At 62.8% G+C, this 14,892-nt stretch carries 14 protein-coding genes; 12 read left to right on the plus strand and 2 right to left on the minus strand.

Going from position 1 to position 14,892, the window contains the following annotated elements; genetic code table 11:
* The first annotated feature begins 9 nt into the window (after positions 1 to 9).
* Positions 10 to 1,275 carry an HDOD domain-containing protein gene (locus C8D04_RS06795; RefSeq protein WP_116004170.1) on the plus strand — a complete coding sequence of 422 codons (1,266 nt, stop codon included), beginning with the start codon at positions 10 to 12 and terminating at the stop codon, positions 1,273 to 1,275.
* 118 nt (positions 1,276 to 1,393) lie between these two features.
* Here the strand turns inward: C8D04_RS06795 and xerD are convergent, their stop codons facing one another.
* Positions 1,394 to 2,329, minus strand: coding sequence for a site-specific tyrosine recombinase XerD (gene xerD / locus C8D04_RS06800; RefSeq protein WP_116006064.1), 936 nt, complete (start codon positions 2,327 to 2,329; stop codon positions 1,394 to 1,396).
* A 151-nt stretch (positions 2,330 to 2,480) separates the two neighbouring features.
* Between xerD and C8D04_RS06805 the strand changes: the two genes are divergently transcribed.
* The 4 genes from C8D04_RS06805 (at position 2,481) to C8D04_RS06820 (ending at position 7,063) form a co-directional block, all read left to right on the plus strand.
* The gene (locus C8D04_RS06805; protein ID WP_116004171.1) at positions 2,481 to 3,440 is read left to right on the plus strand and encodes a TAXI family TRAP transporter solute-binding subunit; all 960 of its coding nucleotides are present in this window, start codon (positions 2,481 to 2,483) and stop codon (positions 3,438 to 3,440) included.
* 224 nt (positions 3,441 to 3,664) lie between these two features.
* Positions 3,665 to 5,701 carry a TRAP transporter permease gene (locus C8D04_RS06810; protein ID WP_116004172.1) on the plus strand — a complete coding sequence of 679 codons (2,037 nt, stop codon included), beginning with the start codon at positions 3,665 to 3,667 and terminating at the stop codon, positions 5,699 to 5,701.
* Positions 5,702 to 5,704: 3 nt separating this feature from the next.
* Complete coding sequence (locus tag C8D04_RS06815; RefSeq protein ID WP_199562979.1) at positions 5,705 to 6,136, plus strand: DUF1850 domain-containing protein; 432 nt, start codon at positions 5,705 to 5,707, stop codon at positions 6,134 to 6,136.
* Positions 6,137 to 6,157: 21 nt separating this feature from the next.
* Positions 6,158 to 7,063: an AEC family transporter gene (locus C8D04_RS06820; RefSeq protein ID WP_116004173.1), complete on the plus strand. Its 906-nt coding sequence runs from the start codon at positions 6,158 to 6,160 to the stop codon at positions 7,061 to 7,063.
* A gap of 60 nt (positions 7,064 to 7,123) precedes the next feature.
* Here the strand turns inward: C8D04_RS06820 and queG are convergent, their stop codons facing one another.
* Complete coding sequence (gene queG, locus C8D04_RS06825) at positions 7,124 to 8,179, minus strand: tRNA epoxyqueuosine(34) reductase QueG (RefSeq protein ID WP_116006066.1); 1,056 nt, start codon at positions 8,177 to 8,179, stop codon at positions 7,124 to 7,126.
* 12 nt (positions 8,180 to 8,191) lie between these two features.
* On the opposite strand from queG, the gene tsaE reads away from it, so the two are divergent.
* The 7 genes from tsaE (at position 8,192) to C8D04_RS06860 (ending at position 14,880) form a co-directional block, all read left to right on the plus strand.
* Positions 8,192 to 8,707: a tRNA (adenosine(37)-N6)-threonylcarbamoyltransferase complex ATPase subunit type 1 TsaE gene (gene tsaE / locus C8D04_RS06830; RefSeq protein WP_116004174.1), complete on the plus strand. Its 516-nt coding sequence runs from the start codon at positions 8,192 to 8,194 to the stop codon at positions 8,705 to 8,707.
* Positions 8,704 to 10,107, plus strand: coding sequence for an N-acetylmuramoyl-L-alanine amidase (locus tag C8D04_RS06835; protein ID WP_116004175.1), 1,404 nt, complete (start codon positions 8,704 to 8,706; stop codon positions 10,105 to 10,107). The genes tsaE and C8D04_RS06835 overlap by 4 nt, the downstream gene beginning before the upstream one ends.
* Before the next feature lie 482 nt (positions 10,108 to 10,589).
* Positions 10,590 to 10,982, plus strand: coding sequence for a cupin domain-containing protein (locus C8D04_RS06840; RefSeq protein WP_116004176.1), 393 nt, complete (start codon positions 10,590 to 10,592; stop codon positions 10,980 to 10,982).
* A gap of 20 nt (positions 10,983 to 11,002) precedes the next feature.
* Positions 11,003 to 11,632 carry a TRAP transporter small permease gene (locus C8D04_RS06845; protein WP_158550289.1) on the plus strand — a complete coding sequence of 210 codons (630 nt, stop codon included), beginning with the start codon at positions 11,003 to 11,005 and terminating at the stop codon, positions 11,630 to 11,632.
* Between the two features lies 1 nt (position 11,633).
* Positions 11,634 to 12,926 carry a TRAP transporter large permease gene (locus C8D04_RS06850; RefSeq protein ID WP_116004178.1) on the plus strand — a complete coding sequence of 431 codons (1,293 nt, stop codon included), beginning with the start codon at positions 11,634 to 11,636 and terminating at the stop codon, positions 12,924 to 12,926.
* An 82-nt stretch (positions 12,927 to 13,008) separates the two neighbouring features.
* Entirely contained in the window at positions 13,009 to 14,067 is a 1,059-nt protein-coding gene (locus C8D04_RS06855) for a TRAP transporter substrate-binding protein (RefSeq protein WP_199562980.1), read from the plus strand.
* A 33-nt stretch (positions 14,068 to 14,100) separates the two neighbouring features.
* Positions 14,101 to 14,880, plus strand: coding sequence for a hypothetical protein (locus tag C8D04_RS06860; RefSeq protein ID WP_133243610.1), 780 nt, complete (start codon positions 14,101 to 14,103; stop codon positions 14,878 to 14,880).
* The last annotated feature ends 12 nt before the right edge of the window (positions 14,881 to 14,892 follow it).

Below are 14,892 nucleotides of genomic sequence, written 5' to 3' on the forward strand. Positions count from 1 at the left end.
ACCAACCTCATGTCCAGCACGCCCGAGCAAGCCCTCTCCCCCACCCTTGAGCACGAAAGCGGCGCCGCCTTGATCGCCCGCCAGGCCATCGTGGACGCAGAGCGCTCCGTGTTCGGCTATGAGTTGTATGACCGCTCCACCGCGCTGGCCACCCACACCGCCGCCAGCGATGCCGCCCTGCTGTTCAACGCACTCTCGCATGGCGACACCGAAGCCTTGGTGGGCAAGAAAATCATTTTCATCAACTGCACGCACGAAAGCCTGGCGTCCGGCCACCTGGAGTTGATCCACCCCGACAAGGTGGTGCTGGAGGTGCCCACGCTGCCCGAAGGCGCCAGCCCCGAAGAAATCGAACACGCGGTAGAGCTTTTGACGTCACTGACCAAGCGGGGCTTTCGCTTGGCCTTCAGCCAAAACGTACTGCGCCGCGCCTATGTCCAATGGCTGCCCTTGGCCGCATTCATCAAGCTCGACATGATGGCCTTCAAGCCTGAAATGGCAGCGCCGCTGGTGAAATTTGCACGCACCAATACCAAGGCAGATCTGGTGGCCGAAAAGGTGGAAACGGCCGAACAGTTCCAGCTCATGGCAGACCTGGGCGTCAAGCTTTTCCAAGGATTCTGGTTTGCCAAACCTTCCTTGGTCAAGACCAAAACCATCCGTCCGTCTCAGGCCATCATCATCCAATTGATCAACCTGGTGCGCAAACAGGCCACTTCGGCCGAAATCGAGGACCTTCTCAAGAAGGACCCCACTCTCTCGTTCAACCTGCTGCGCTTCATCAATTCCTCGGGGTTTGGTCTGTCCTGCGAGATCACGTCGTTCCGCCATGCGGTGATGATCCTGGGCCTGAAAAAGCTGTTCCGCTGGGCCGCCCTGCTGCTCACCACTTCCCGCGCCAGCGGAACCGCCCCCGCCATCGGAACCACGGCTGTGGTGCGCGGGCGCCTGATGGAATTGCTGGCGCAAGAGATGCTGCCGGCTGAAGAGTGCGACAACGCTTTTGTCGTGGGGGTGTTCTCGCTGCTCGATGCCATGCTCGGCATTCCTCTGGAGGAAGCCCTTGAATCAGTCGCCCTGCCAGAGCCGGTGCTCGATGCTCTGCTGCACAACAAGGGGATTTTTGCTCCCTTCCTGGCCCTGACGAAGGCCTGCGAAAGTGGCGACGAAGCGGCTTTCGCCCACAACACCGAGTTACTGCACCTCTCGAACCACCAGGTGAACATGGCCCACTTGCAGGCCCTGGCCTGGGCCGATAGCCTCGGCGCAGAATAACGCGCAACAAGCCCCCATATTCCATTTCCAAATCATTCGCGTCTAGGCGCGAAGCCGCAGACAGTGCTGCAGCGCGGCAAGGCGAAGCAACAACGACACGGATGATTTAGAAATGGAATTACCCTCGGGGATGGTGCTGTGCATGGATCTGGCGCAGCCTTTCGCGGGCCACATGGGTATAGATGGTGGTGGTGGAAATGTCGGCATGCCCGAGCAGCAGTTGCACCACACGCAGGTCGGCCCCATGGTTGAGCAAATGCGTGGCAAAGGCGTGGCGCAAGGTATGCGGTGACAGCGGCGAAGTAATACCGGCCACCAGCGCATACTTTTTCACGATCATCCAGAACATCACGCGCGTCATGCCACTGCCGCGCGCCGTCACAAACAGGTCATCGGTTTGTTGCCCGCCCAGGATAGCGGTGCGCGCGTCGCGCAGATAGGTTTCAAGCCACTGCTGCGCCACCTCGCCAAACGGCACCAGGCGCTCCTTGCCACCCTTGCCCATGACACGCAGAACGCCTTCGTTCATGCCCACGTTCCAAGTCTTGAGCATGACCAGTTCGGACACGCGCAAGCCGCTGGCGTACATCAATTCCAGCATGGCGCGGTCGCGCAGTCCCAGCGGGGTGGCAAGGTCGGGCGCACCCAGCAAGGCCTCCACCTGGGCTTGCGTCAAGGTTTTTGGCACCCGCAGGGGCTGGCGTGCAGACTGCATGCGCACGGTGGGATCGGTGGGGATCTGACGCTCCCGCAAAGCCCAGCGAAAGAAACGCTTGAAAACCGTCAGACGCCGATTAGCCGTAGTGGCGCGGGTCTGGCTGTGCCGGTGGGAAAAGTAGGCATTCAGGTCGGCTTCATTGGCCTGCAACACATCCTTGCCGTGGCTGCCCAACCACGCACCCAGCAAGGTGAGATCGCGCCGATAGGCGTCCAGCGTGTTGCGCGACAGCCCCTCCTCCAGCCACAACGCATCGACAAAGGCCTGGACAATGGCACGGCTGGCCACTGGGTGCGGCCCGTGTTCTGGAGCGTCAGGTACGGCAGGAGAAGGCATCACATCGGAAAAAAGCATAGAAAACCGCTCATGCATACAGCGCAATTCCGGGTAAACCCTTCTGCGGCAAGCAGCGTCCGCAGGCGCGGTCGCACGGTAACTTGCGTTATTCTGCCCGTTTGGCTTTCACCCTCGAACAGGAGACCTATCCATGCGTTTGATTCACAAAATCGGTTTGGGCTTAAGCCTGACAACGGCCCTCGTTGCCGGTGTTGTTCATGCCCAGCAACAACAGTTCGTCAACATCCTGACGGGTGGCCAAAGCGGCGTGTACTACCCACTGGGCGTGGCCCTGTCGCAAATCTATGCCAAGGCCATCCCGAATGTGCGTGCGACGGCCCAGGTGACCAAGGCTTCAGCGGAGAACCTCAACCTGTTGCAAGCTGGGCGCGGCGAGTTGGCCCTGGCCCTGGCCGATTCGGTTTCTGACGCCTGGAAGGGCGAAGCCGAGGCCGGGTTTCCCAAAAAGCTCGACAAACTGCGCGGCCTCTCGGGCACCTACAGCAATTACATCCAGATCGTGGCCAATGCCGACTCAGGGATCAAGACCCTGGCCGACCTCAAGGGCAAGCGCATTTCCGTGGGCGCGGCCAAGTCGGGCACCGAGCTGAACGCGCGCGCCATCTTCAAGGCTGCTGGCTTGACCTACGCTGATCTGGCCAAGGTGGAGTACCTGCCTTTTGGCGAGTCGGTCGAGCTGATCAAGAACCGCCAGCTCGATGCCACTTTGCAGTCGGCCGGTCTGGGTGTGGCGTCGATCCGTGATCTGTCCACTTCGGTGAAGATCGTCGTGGTGCCCGTGCCCGCCGATGTGGTGGCCAAGGTGGGCGATGCCGCCTACCAGACGGCCGTGATTCCCGCCAACACCTACACCGGCCAGACGCAGGATGTGCCCACAGCGGCCATTCCCAACTTCCTCGTCACGCATTCCGGGGTGTCTGACGAACTGGCCTACCAGATGGCCAAGCAGATGTATGAAAACATCGACACGCTCTATGCTGCGCACAACGCTGCCAAGGCGATCAAGCGCGAGAACGCGATCAAGGGCATGCCCGTGCCCCTGCACCCTGGTGCAGAACGGTACTACCGCGAGGTCGGGTTGATCAAGTAATTGCCTGCGGCAGTGGCATGGGCCTCCCAGGCTGTGCCACCGGCTAGGCGGGGCCTTCGCGCCCCCTATTTCCGTGTTGGCGTGCCCCTGCACCTTGTCGCGCATCTCCATGGTTCCATTGCGTCGACGTCCACAGATCGAATAAGACGATAGCGCTCCCGGGCCTGGGGCGCTGCCAGGGCCACCCGACACAGGGGCGGCTTCCCCCTCTCAATGAGTTTCCCATGCACAACGACAACGAGACGAAACCCGGCCAGCTCAGTGGCGCCATCTTCTGGATCGCCATCGCCTTTTCCTGCTTTCAACTCATCACAGCGGCCTTCAGCCCCCTGTCCAGCCAGGTGGTGCGCGCCATCCACGTGGGCTTCGTCATCCTGCTGGTATTTGCCATGCACCCGCCTTTTCACCGCAATGGGGGCGCGCTGCGCACTGCAGGCAAGGTACTGGGCTGGGCCCTTGGCCTGACCGGCTTCGTCTTCAGCCTGTACCACTGGGCGTACGAGGCCGACCTGACGCAGCGCGCAGGCGAACTCATCCCCATGGACTGGGTCATCGGCGTGGTCACCATCGCCCTCGTATTCGAGGCCGCCCGGCGCGTCATGGGCTGGGGCCTGCCCATCATCTGCGGCATCTTCCTGGCCTATGGCCTGTTCGGCCAGTACCTGCCCGGTGCACTGGCGCACCGCGGCTTTGGCATGGACCAGGTGGTCAGTGCCCTCGGCTTTGGCACCGAAGGCATCTACGGCACGCCCACCTATGTGTCGTCGACCTACATCTTTCTGTTCATCCTGTTCGGCGCCTTTCTCGAACAGGCCGGCATGATCCAGCTTTTCAACGATTTCGCCATGGGCACGGTGGGCCACACACGCGGTGGCCCGGCCAAGGTGTCAGTGATTTCATCGGGCCTCATGGGCACCATCAACGGCTCGGGCGTGGCCAACGTGGTCACCACCGGTCAGTTCACCATTCCGCTGATGAAACGCTTTGGCTATAGCAGCGCATTCGCTGGCGGCGTGGAAGCCACCTCCAGCATGGGCGGACAAATCATGCCGCCGGTGATGGGGGCGGTGGCATTCATCATGGCCGAGACGATCAATGTGCCCTACATCGCCATCGTCCAGGCCGCTCTGATCCCGGCCATCCTGTACTTTGTCACAGCCTTCTGGATGGTGCACCTGGAAGCCGGGAGCAAGGGCCTGCTCGGCCTGCCCAAGGACGAATGCCCCAACCCCTGGACCGCCGTGCGCCTGCGCTGGTACCTGCTGCTACCCCTGGTGGGCCTCGTGGCGCTGCTGTTCTCGGGCTACACACCACTGTTCTCGGGCACCGTGGGCCTGGGCTTGACGGTGATCCTGATCTTCGGCGCAGCGGTGCTGACCGGGGTGCAGGGCCTGGGCCTGCGCGCGGTCTTCTGGGTGCTGCTGGGCCTGGCCTGTGCGGGCTTCTTTGAGTTTGGCGTCGGCACTTTCTTTGTCCTTGCGGCGCTGCTGGTCGCCATCACCTACCTGCGCCGCGTGGGCGCGGACGCGCGCACCCTGGCGGTGCAGGCCCTGGTGGACGGTGCACGCCATGCACTGCCCGTGGCCATTGCCTGCGCGCTGGTAGGCGTGATCATCGGCATCATCAACCTCACCGGCGTGGCGGCCGAGCTGGGTGGCCACATCATCGCCATTGGACGCAACAGCCTGTTCCTGGCGCTGCTGCTGACCATGGTCACCTGCCTGGTGCTGGGCATGGGGATTCCCACGATTCCCAACTACATCATCACCAGCTCGCTGGCAGCCCCGGTACTGCTAGAACTGGGCGTGCCACTCATCGTCTCGCACATGTTCGTGTTTTATTTCGGCATCATGGCCGACCTGACGCCGCCCGTCGCTCTGGCCGCGTTTGCCGCGGCCCCCATAGCGCGCGAGAGCGGCCTGAAGATCAGCCTGCAGGCCCTGCGGGTGGCCATTGCCGGGTTCATTGTGCCCTTCATGGCGGTCTACAGCCCAGCCTTGATGCTGCAGGGCGGCGGCGCCCTGGCCACGGCCTATGTGGTGCTCAAGGCCCTGATCGCCATTGGCATGTGGGGCGCCGGTGCCATCGGCTTTCTGCTCGGCCCGCTCAACCTGCTGGAACGGCTGACCGCCATTGTGGCTGCCAGCTTCCTGGTGGTTGCCCTGCCCATGACCGACGAGATCGGCTTGGCCGCCGTGGCTGCATTCGTGGCGTGGCATGTGTGGCGCACCCGTGCTGCGCGCCGCAGCCCGGCGGCCTGAGCCTTGCTGGGCATTTGTCTGGCCCTGGCGGCTACGGCGGGAGCCGCGCCGCCGGTATTTATCGCGGCGCAGCAGGTAACGCTGGCGTGGACACATTCCATCGAAAAGCAGCGCTGGGAGGAAGACTACGCCGTGCAACCCGGCGCCACTGCACAGACGCCGCCCGTGCTGCAGGCGCTGGCAGCCCGGGTGCGGGGCTCGGCCGCCGGCATGGAGCCCCCGGGGGACGCGCAGCTGGTTGATGGCTGGTACCAGTACCAGCCGCTAGAACACCAACCCGCCGCGCTGCGCCTGACACGCTCAGAATTCACCGCCGATTTCGAACTGTGTTTGCAAGGCCGCTGCCAGCCCATGGGCCACTGGTTACGCTCGGATGGCGGCATCACGTTGCTGACTGCCTGCAACGGGTCACCGGACGGACAGCCCAACCGGTAGCCCCTTTGATAAGTTTGAACCGTGAACTACGCGCAACTTCTTCTTCCGGATTTCTCGCTCATCCTGTGCGGATATCTCATTTGCCGCTACACAGCGCTCAACCGCAGCGTCTGGCAGCCCGTGGAGAGCCTGGTGTACTACCTGCTGTTCCCGGTACTGCTGTTCCAGTCCATCATCAAAAGCCCCATCGACACCAGTTCGGCCTCAGGCCTGATGCTGGCGGGGCTGCTGCTGAGCGGCGCGGGTATTGGCCTGTCGTACGTCCTGCCCTACCTGCCCTGGCTGGGGCAGCGCATCGACCTGCGCGACCACGCTGCTGCGGCGCAGGTGGCCTTCCGCTTCAACTCCTTCATTGGCCTGGCGCTGGCCGAACGCCTGGCGGGCAGCCAGGGCCTGCTGATGATTGCGGTGCTGATTGGTGTGTGCGTGCCGCTGCTCAACGTGGCCGCCGTGTGGCCCATGGCGCGCCAAAGCGAGCACCATTTTGGCCGCGAGTTGCTGCGCAACCCCTTGATCCTGGCCACCGCTACGGGCCTGGCGGCCAACCTGGCGGGCCTGCAACTCCCGGAATGGATGCAGCCCACCGTGAACCGCATTGGCGCCGCCTCGCTGGCGCTGGGCCTGATGGCGGCGGGCGCCGGCATGCAATTCAGCCTGTTGCAACGCGGCAAGCTGCTGACGGTATCGGTGCTGTCCATCCGCCACCTGCTGCAGCCTCTGATTGCCTGGGGTATCGCACGCTTGCTCGGTCTGGACCCAGTGCAAACGGCGGTGCTGCTGGCGTTTTCTGCGCTGCCCACCGCGTCAAGCTGCTATGTATTGGCAGCGCGCATGGGCTACAACGGCCCGTATGTGGCAGGCCTGGTTACGCTCTCGACCCTGCTGGGCCCGGCCAGTCTTGCGCTGGCCTTGGGTTTGCTGGGTTGAACAAAAAACTATCATTTATATAGCTGTCAGCGCTTACTGTACAAGCGCTAGAGGCACTTTTTAGTTAGATTTCACCTGCAGTGCCCAGGCCACATGCTCACGCACCAGGTCGCTGGCATCTTCGGCCCGCGCCTGCAGCGCAGCGCGCACACCGGCATCGCCCGTGGCGCGCAGTGCATTGCCCAGCGCGATAGCCACGTTGCGCAGCCAGCGTTCGTGGCCAATGCGGCGGATCGGGCCGCCTTCGGTCAGGCGCAGAAAGGTCGCCTCATCCCACGCAAAGAAGTGCACCAACTGCTGGCCCGTCAGACCGGCCCGGGCATCAAAGTCGGGCAGTTGGCTGGGCTGGGCGTATTTGTTCCAGGGGCAGACCAGCTGGCAATCGTCGCAGCCGTAGATGCGGTTGGCGAGCAGCGGCCGCATCTCCAGCGGGATCGGCCCCGCATGCTCGATGGTCAGGTACGAGATGCAGCGCCGCGCATCGAGCCGGTAGGGCGCGATGATGGCCTGCGTGGGGCACACGTCGATGCAGGCCTGGCACGACCCGCAATGCGCTGTGACAGGCTCGCTGGGCTCGAGCGGCATGTCCACATAAATCTCGCCCAGAAAGAACATCGAGCCACCCTCGCGGTTGAGCACCAGCGTGTGCTTGCCGCGCCAGCCCTGGCCGCTGCGCCGGGCCAGCTCGGCCTCCAGCACTGGCGCGGAATCGGTAAACACCCGGTGTCCCAGCGGGCCTACCGCCTGGGCAATACGGTCGCACAGCTTTTGCAGCCGGGCGCGCAAGACCTTGTGGTAGTCCCGCCCCCGGGCATAGACCGATACGATGCCCTCGGACGGGCGCTGCAGGCGCGCAAACTCCACAGCCTGCCAACCTGGGGGCATGTCGATGGGGGTATCACTGGGCAAGTAATCCATGCGCGCCGTGATCACGCTCACCGTGCCGGGCACCAGCTCGGCCGGGCGCGCGCGCTTAAGACCATGCGCCGCCATGTAATGCATCTCGCCATGGAACCCTTGCTCCAGCCATTGCATCAACCCATGCTCGGCCGAAGACAAATCCACGCCCGCCACGCCGATTTGGGAGAATCCCAGTTCGCGCGCCCATTGTTGAATTTGAGGAACCCATTGACTGCTGCTGATCACCATCGCCCCATTGTAGAAAGTGCCTCCGCGCTGGCAGTACGGCAAGCCACCTGGCACAGTGAGGATGACACTGCCGCTTTTGCCCAGCAACTGGCGGCGCAGCCCCTTCTGGCCAACGCCTTCATCACCCTGCACGGCGACCTGGGTGCAGGCAAAACCACGCTGGTGCGCCACCTGCTGCGCGCCCTGGGCGTGCAGGGCCGTATCAAGAGCCCAACCTATGCCGTGGTGGAGCCGCACGAGGCACCTGGCCTGGCGATCTGGCACTTCGATTTCTACCGTTTCAGCGATCCGCGCGAATGGGAAGACGCGGGTTTTCGCGATGTATTTGCCAGCCCCGGCCTGAAACTGGCAGAATGGCCAGAAAAGGCCGCAGCGCTGATTCCTGCTGCGGATGTTGCTATCCACATTGAAGCACCAGACGAGAGCTCCCGCCAAGTCGAACTACAGGCGCACACCGCTCTTGGTCAGCAACTGCTGCAAGGATTGAGCGCATGAACCCACCACCGCTGCACAACGCCCACCCCACCCTGCCCACGCGCCGCACTGTGTTGCAGGTCGGCAGCCTGGTGCTGTTGCTGGGCACGCAGCACATTGCGCGCGGCGCAACCATCCTGGCCGTGCGCGTGTGGCCCGCCCCCGAGTACTCGCGCGTCACGCTCGAATCCGATCAGCCACTGCGCGCCAAGAAATTCTTCATCAGCACGCCGCCGCGCCTGGCCGTAGACATCGAGGGGCTGGACCTGAGCCCCGAGCTGCGCGAACTGGTCGCCAAGGTGCAGCCCGACGACCCCAACATTGCGGGCATCCGCGTTGGCCAGAACGCCCCCGGCGTGGTGCGCCTGGTGGTTGACCTGAAACAGGCCGCTGTGCCCCAGGTGTTCTCGCTCGCCCCTGTGGCCGCTTACGGACACCGGCTGGTGTTCGACCTGTACCCCGAGAACGCGATCGACCCGCTCGAAGCACTGATTGCCGAGCGCTTGCGCGAGACCGGTGAAATCACCCCCACCGGCCCCCACCACGCTCCCGACGCCCAGTCCTGGAACCTGGAGGCGGCCGACCCGCTGGGCGAGCTGATTGCCCGCGCCGACACCCCGCGCAAAACCACCGCACCGGCCATCATTCCTGCCAAGCCCGAACCTGCGGCACCGATCACCCTCAAGGCGCAGCACACGGACCGGCTCATCATCATCGCCCTGGACCCCGGCCATGGCGGCGAAGACCCCGGCGCCGTCGGTCCCGCCGGTACACGCGAAAAAGACGTGGTGCTCAAAGTGGCCCACCTGCTGCGCGAACGCATCAACGCCACCACCGTGGGCGGCAACCCCATGCGTGCCTACCTCACACGCGATGGCGATTATTTCGTTCCCCTGGGTACGCGCGTGCAAAAGGCGCAGCGTGTGCAGGCCGACCTGTTCGTCAGCATCCACGCCGACGCCTTCACCAACCCCGAAGCACGCGGCGCCAGCGTGTTTGCACTCAGCCAAAGCGGCGCCTCCAGCTCGGCGGCACGCTGGCTGGCCAACAAGGAAAACCGGGCCGACCTGGTGGGAGGCCTGAACGTGCGCGCCAAAGACCAGCATGTGCAGCGTGCCCTGCTGGACATGAGCACCACCGCACAAATCAACGACAGCCTCAAGCTCGGCAGCGTGCTGCTGGGCGAGATCGGCAACGTCGGCAAGCTGCACAAGCCGCGCGTCGAACAAGCCGGGTTTGCCGTGCTCAAGGCGCCCGACATCCCCAGCGTGCTGGTGGAGACGGCCTTCATCAGCAACCCCCAGGAAGAGGCGCGCCTGCGCACCAGCGCCTACCAGGAGCAACTGGCCGATGCGCTGATGCGCGGCATCGTCCGCTACTTTGCCAAAAACCCGCCGCTGGCACGCAGTCGTTCGGTCTGAGACGGCGACCGACGCCCTGCATTTCTCTTCCTTCTAGCTTTCGCGCCGTCGCCTGTAAACGGTGACGACTCAAACGCGCATACCAAAGCGATCGCCTACTGGCCCTGCGCCCCTCGCAGATTGCGGCAAACGCCTGTTTACCAAAATCACGTGCTAACGGCTGCGAAATCGCCCTACCTCAAGCCCTCATCGACGCAGAGCGTGCCCATGTCACGCGCCAAAAGCAGGGATGCCATGAGATGCCTTCTGCCCGCGCACTCAGCAAAAACCGTTATTGTGTACAACTATTTTTTGGAATATAGGTTTTCAGATAAATTTATAGGGTAAACCCCCTTACTTTGAGGTATTTCAGCGCTGAGAATTTATGCATTGCACACAATCTTGGCAGCAAGCGTTAGACCTCTTCTTCGAAAACCAAGGTATTTACACCCCTACGCAGAGCCGCTCACCAACGGGCGGCCCAAATTTACACAGGAGCTTTTATGATCAATTCAAACCGCACCCTTCCCCTGACCGAGGGCTACTTCACCATCAAGGACGAACTTCCTGTGGAGCGCCTTGCCGCGGTCGAAGGCGTCAAGCCCAAAGGCGTTGTGGAAGTGCGGCGCGCGATGGTGGGCAACGAAATACTGATGCTGCATGTATTCCGTGAGAAGGGCCTGATCGACCCCGTGCACAAACATATGGACCACGAAACGGTGGCCTACCTGATCCGCGGCAAGCTGCGCTTGGTGATTGGCGGCAAGGAGTTCATCGCAGGGCCCGGCACTTCATGGATCCACCCCGTTGGTGTGGAGCATTTCAGCGAAGCACTGGAAGACTGCGAGCAGCTGGAAATCAAGTCGCCGCCCACCAAGACCTGGGTCAGCGAGTAACCCCTAGAACGGAGCACCACATGAACATGAGCGTGCAATTCGCCACCGCGGTATCGCGATTTCTGGCGCGACTGGGGGGAGCGTTGATCCTCGTCTGCGCCTTCCTGGTGTCGCTGGACGTTGTATTCCGTAACGTCTTCAAACTGGCCATTTTCGAGAGCTACGAGCTGACCGGTTACGGCATCGCGCTGGCCACCGCGTTTGGCCTGTCCTGGGCACTCATCACCAAGGCACACATCCGCATCGAGGTGCTCTACAACATGCTGGGTATCAAACCACGCGCCTACCTTGACATCTGCGCCCTGGCTACGCTTTCGGTGGTCGCGGCTGTGCTGGTTTACTACGGCGCCCTCGTCGTGCTGGACAACTGGGAACTGGACGCGCGCTCCAACTCAACGCTGCATGTGCCGCTGGCCATTCCGCAAGGCCTGTGGCTGCTGGGCCTGGCATGGTTCGCGGTGTGCGCCGCCATGCTTCTGGTGGTGGCAGCGAATGCGGTGGCGCGCGGTCGGCACCGTGAGGTGCAGGAAATGTTCGGTATTGCGACCGTATCGGAAGAGGTCGAAGCGTCCATGGATGGGACCGGGGTCAAGGTTACGCACGGTCCGGATATGGCCGCGTGCGCATCCCCTGCCCGGGCAGGAGCCTGACATGTTGCTTGTCTCCACTATTCTTCTGCTGCTCTTCATCGCCAGCAGCCTCTATGTCGGCGCAGCCATCGGCGTGCTCGGTGCGTCGCTTTCAAGCCTGTACTCCACCCTGCCGCTGATGCGCGGTGTGGGCGAAATGGCGTGGGGAACCTCGTCCGATTTCACCTTGGTGGCCGTCCCGATGTTCATTCTGATGGGGGAGATGCTGCTGCGTTCCGGTCTGGCGGAAAAGATGTTTGACGCGCTCGACAAGTGGGTGGGCCACATCCCGGGCGGGCTCATGCACACCAACATCGCCGCCTCGACACTGTTCGCCGCCACCTCGGGCTCCAGCGTGGCCACGGCCGCCACGGTCGGCACGGTGTCGATTCCGAACATGCACAAGCACGGCTACCGCCCGGCCTTGTTTCTGGGTTCCATCGCCGCTGGCGGCACGCTGGGCATCCTGATTCCGCCGAGCATCAACATGGTGCTGTATGGCGCTCTGTCCGAGACATCGGTGTCGGATTTGTACCTGGCAGGCTTCATTCCGGGGCTGTTGATGGCGCTGCTGTTTTCTATGCTGGTCTTCATCGCCTGCGTGGTCAACCGCAAACTCGCCCCGCGCAAGCCGCGCGCGTCGTGGGGGGAACGGCTGCGCGCACTGTGGGCGCTCGGCCCACCGCTCTACCTGTTCATGCTGGTGGTCGGATCCATCTATCTCGGATGGGCCACTCCCACCGAGGCCTCCGCGCTCGGCGTGGTCGGTACCTTCCTGTACGTAGTGACCACTGGCAAGTTCAGCTGGGAGCGGTTGTGGACGGCGCTGGAAGGCACGGTGCGCACCACTGCCATGGTCATGCTCATCGTGATCAGCGCGTACTTCCTGAACTTTGTGATGTCCACCATCGGACTCACCGACATCGCCGTCAAGGCAGTGGGCTCGCTGACCTGGGATCCCCTCTACGTCATGCTGGCCATCGTGGCGGTGTATCTGCTGCTGGGCTGCTTTGTTGAAACGCTCACCTTGATGGTCGCCACAACGCCCATCATCGTTCCCATCGTGGTTGCTTTGGGTTACGACCCGGTCTGGTTTGGCGTGGTCTTCGTGATCCTGATCGAACTGGCCCTGATCACTCCGCCCATTGGCATGAACCTGTTCGTCGTGCAGTCGGTGCGCACCAGCGGCGCATTCCGCGACGTGGCGCTTGGCTCGCTGCCGTTCGCCGCTGTGATGCTGGGCGTCATCTTCCTGCTGCTGGCCGTCCCCGAGCTCGCCACCTGGCTGCCTAAGACCTACAACGCTCTCAAATAACCGTGACCCGCGCCGCCGATCCCGGCTGGCTGCGGCGCCCTCTTGCTTTCGGATTCCCCCAAACCCTCCAGAGGAGACAACCATGACCACCTTCCCGATTCGCACCCTGCTCGCTGCCAGTTGCCTGGTCTTCAGCGGCGCGGCGCTGGCCCAAGCCATGCCCAAAGCCACCTTGAATGTGGTGGGCAACCTCGGTATTACGACCCAATCAAAAGAGCTGGAAGCGCCCATGTGGACACAGGGCATTCCTGCCGCTTCAGGCGGAGCCATCACCGTCACCTTCAAGCCCTGGAACGAAATGGGTCTCAAGGGCGGGGAAGTGATCAAGCTGCTGAGGCAGGGACTTTTTGATGTCGGAACCACGGTGTTGGGTTTCTTGGCCGGCGAGGCGGCCATCAACGACGCCCTCGACTTGGCCGGTGTGTCCACCTCCATCGATATGGCGCAGGACGCCATCAAGGCGTTCCGCCCCCATCTCGATGAGTACTACGCCAAGAACCAGCAGGTCAAGGTGATAGGCGTCACGAGCTATGGAGACCAGGTCTTTTTCTGCCGCAAGGAGTTCAACGGTCTGGCCGATCTGAAGGGCCGCAAGGTGCGCGTGTCCGGTTCCTCGCAGGCGGATTTTGTTGAGTATTTTGGCGGATCGGGCATCAACATGCCCTTCGGCGACGTGCAGCAGGCCCTGCAAAACGGTGTACTCGACTGCGCGATCACCGGCATCCTTGGCGGCTACAAGGCCAAGTGGTACGAGGGCGCTACCCACCTCTATCGCCTCCCTATCAATTTCGCCGCGAGTTTTTCCGCCGCGAACATGAAATCCTGGAACAAGCTCAGCCCCGCCGCACAGAAAGTCATCACCGACCAGTACCAGAAGCTGGAAAAAGATGTCTACGCGCAGAACGTGCGTGAGAACGAAATCGGCATCGCCTGCAACACCGGCAAGGGCAACTGCCCCGAAGGTCCTGCCGCCTCCATGGTGCTGGTCGACGTCAAGCCCGCGGACCTGGAACTGCGCCGCAAGGCCCTGCTGGAGCGCGTTCTGCCACGCTGGGCCGCGCGCTGCGGCGAAGCCTGCGTGAAGAACTGGAACGACAGCGTCGGCAAGGTCGTCGACCTCAAGGCCGTCGCCGGCAAATAAATGCTTCCTGCCATGACCACCAAGGAGTCCCCCATGTCCACCTGGACCAGTGCCCAGGAGTACGAACTCACTGAAGAAAATCTGCGCTTGTTGCTTGACAACAAGATCGCGGCCATCCGCATTCGTGGCTTTGCCACGCCCGAGGAGTGCACCCGCTTCGCCGCGGCTGCGAAACAGGGAAACATGCAGTACTACAACGTGAGCGACCGGATCGGCTTCATCGGGCTGGCGCAATACCAGTACCGCTGGACCAAGACCAAGCAGGAGTTTCTGGACGACGCCGTCAAGGCCCAAGCGGACGTGCAAGCCGTGTTCAACGACTCCTTTGACGCTTTGACCCGTCTGATGGAGCGGCTGCGCGCCGTCTGGCCCCAGCCGGTGGAACTGGCCAACGAGGACGGCCGTGAGTATTTCGCCGGAATCATCCGCTCCACCAGCGACAAGATCGATCTGCACGTGGACTGGGCTCCCGTGAACTCGCCGGACTACGCCATTGGCGCCATCGATGCGCAACTTGGCTGGAACTTCTTTGCCGAAGAGCTCGAATCCGGTGGCCACACCACGGTCCACAACAACCCGTGGAACCCCGAAGTCGCGGCGGGCGAAATCCCGAAGAGCTATGGACTGGACCGCGCCCTTACCGAAGGCGTGCCCAACTTCGTCTACCGCGCCACCACGGGCGACGTGGTGATTTTCAACACCCGCAACCCGCACGAGATCGCGCCCGGCACCGCCAAGCCGGGCGGCAGCCGCGTGTCGATCGGCTCGTTTGTCGGACGCATGCCCGACAACCGACTCGTTCTGTGGGCTTGAAGGAGCAGATGC

Source organism: Simplicispira sp. 125, assembly GCF_003096555.1.
GTDB lineage: Bacteria > Pseudomonadota > Gammaproteobacteria > Burkholderiales > Burkholderiaceae_C > Simplicispira.

Coding starts and splice junctions, on each gene's coding strand:
- xerD (WP_116006064.1), bottom strand. CDS start 2,329: ATGCCTTCTCCTGCCGTACCTGACGCTCCAGAACACGGGCCGCACCCA.
- C8D04_RS06840 (WP_116004176.1), top strand. CDS start 10,590: ATGATCAATTCAAACCGCACCCTTCCCCTGACCGAGGGCTACTTCACC.
- C8D04_RS06845 (WP_158550289.1), top strand. CDS start 11,003: ATGAACATGAGCGTGCAATTCGCCACCGCGGTATCGCGATTTCTGGCG.
- C8D04_RS06855 (WP_199562980.1), top strand. CDS start 13,009: ATGACCACCTTCCCGATTCGCACCCTGCTCGCTGCCAGTTGCCTGGTC.
- C8D04_RS06860 (WP_133243610.1), top strand. CDS start 14,101: ATGTCCACCTGGACCAGTGCCCAGGAGTACGAACTCACTGAAGAAAAT.
- C8D04_RS06795 (WP_116004170.1), top strand. CDS start 10: ATGTCCAGCACGCCCGAGCAAGCCCTCTCCCCCACCCTTGAGCACGAA.
- C8D04_RS06810 (WP_116004172.1), top strand. CDS start 3,665: ATGCACAACGACAACGAGACGAAACCCGGCCAGCTCAGTGGCGCCATC.
- C8D04_RS06805 (WP_116004171.1), top strand. CDS start 2,481: ATGCGTTTGATTCACAAAATCGGTTTGGGCTTAAGCCTGACAACGGCC.
- C8D04_RS06835 (WP_116004175.1), top strand. CDS start 8,704: ATGAACCCACCACCGCTGCACAACGCCCACCCCACCCTGCCCACGCGC.
- C8D04_RS06850 (WP_116004178.1), top strand. CDS start 11,634: ATGTTGCTTGTCTCCACTATTCTTCTGCTGCTCTTCATCGCCAGCAGC.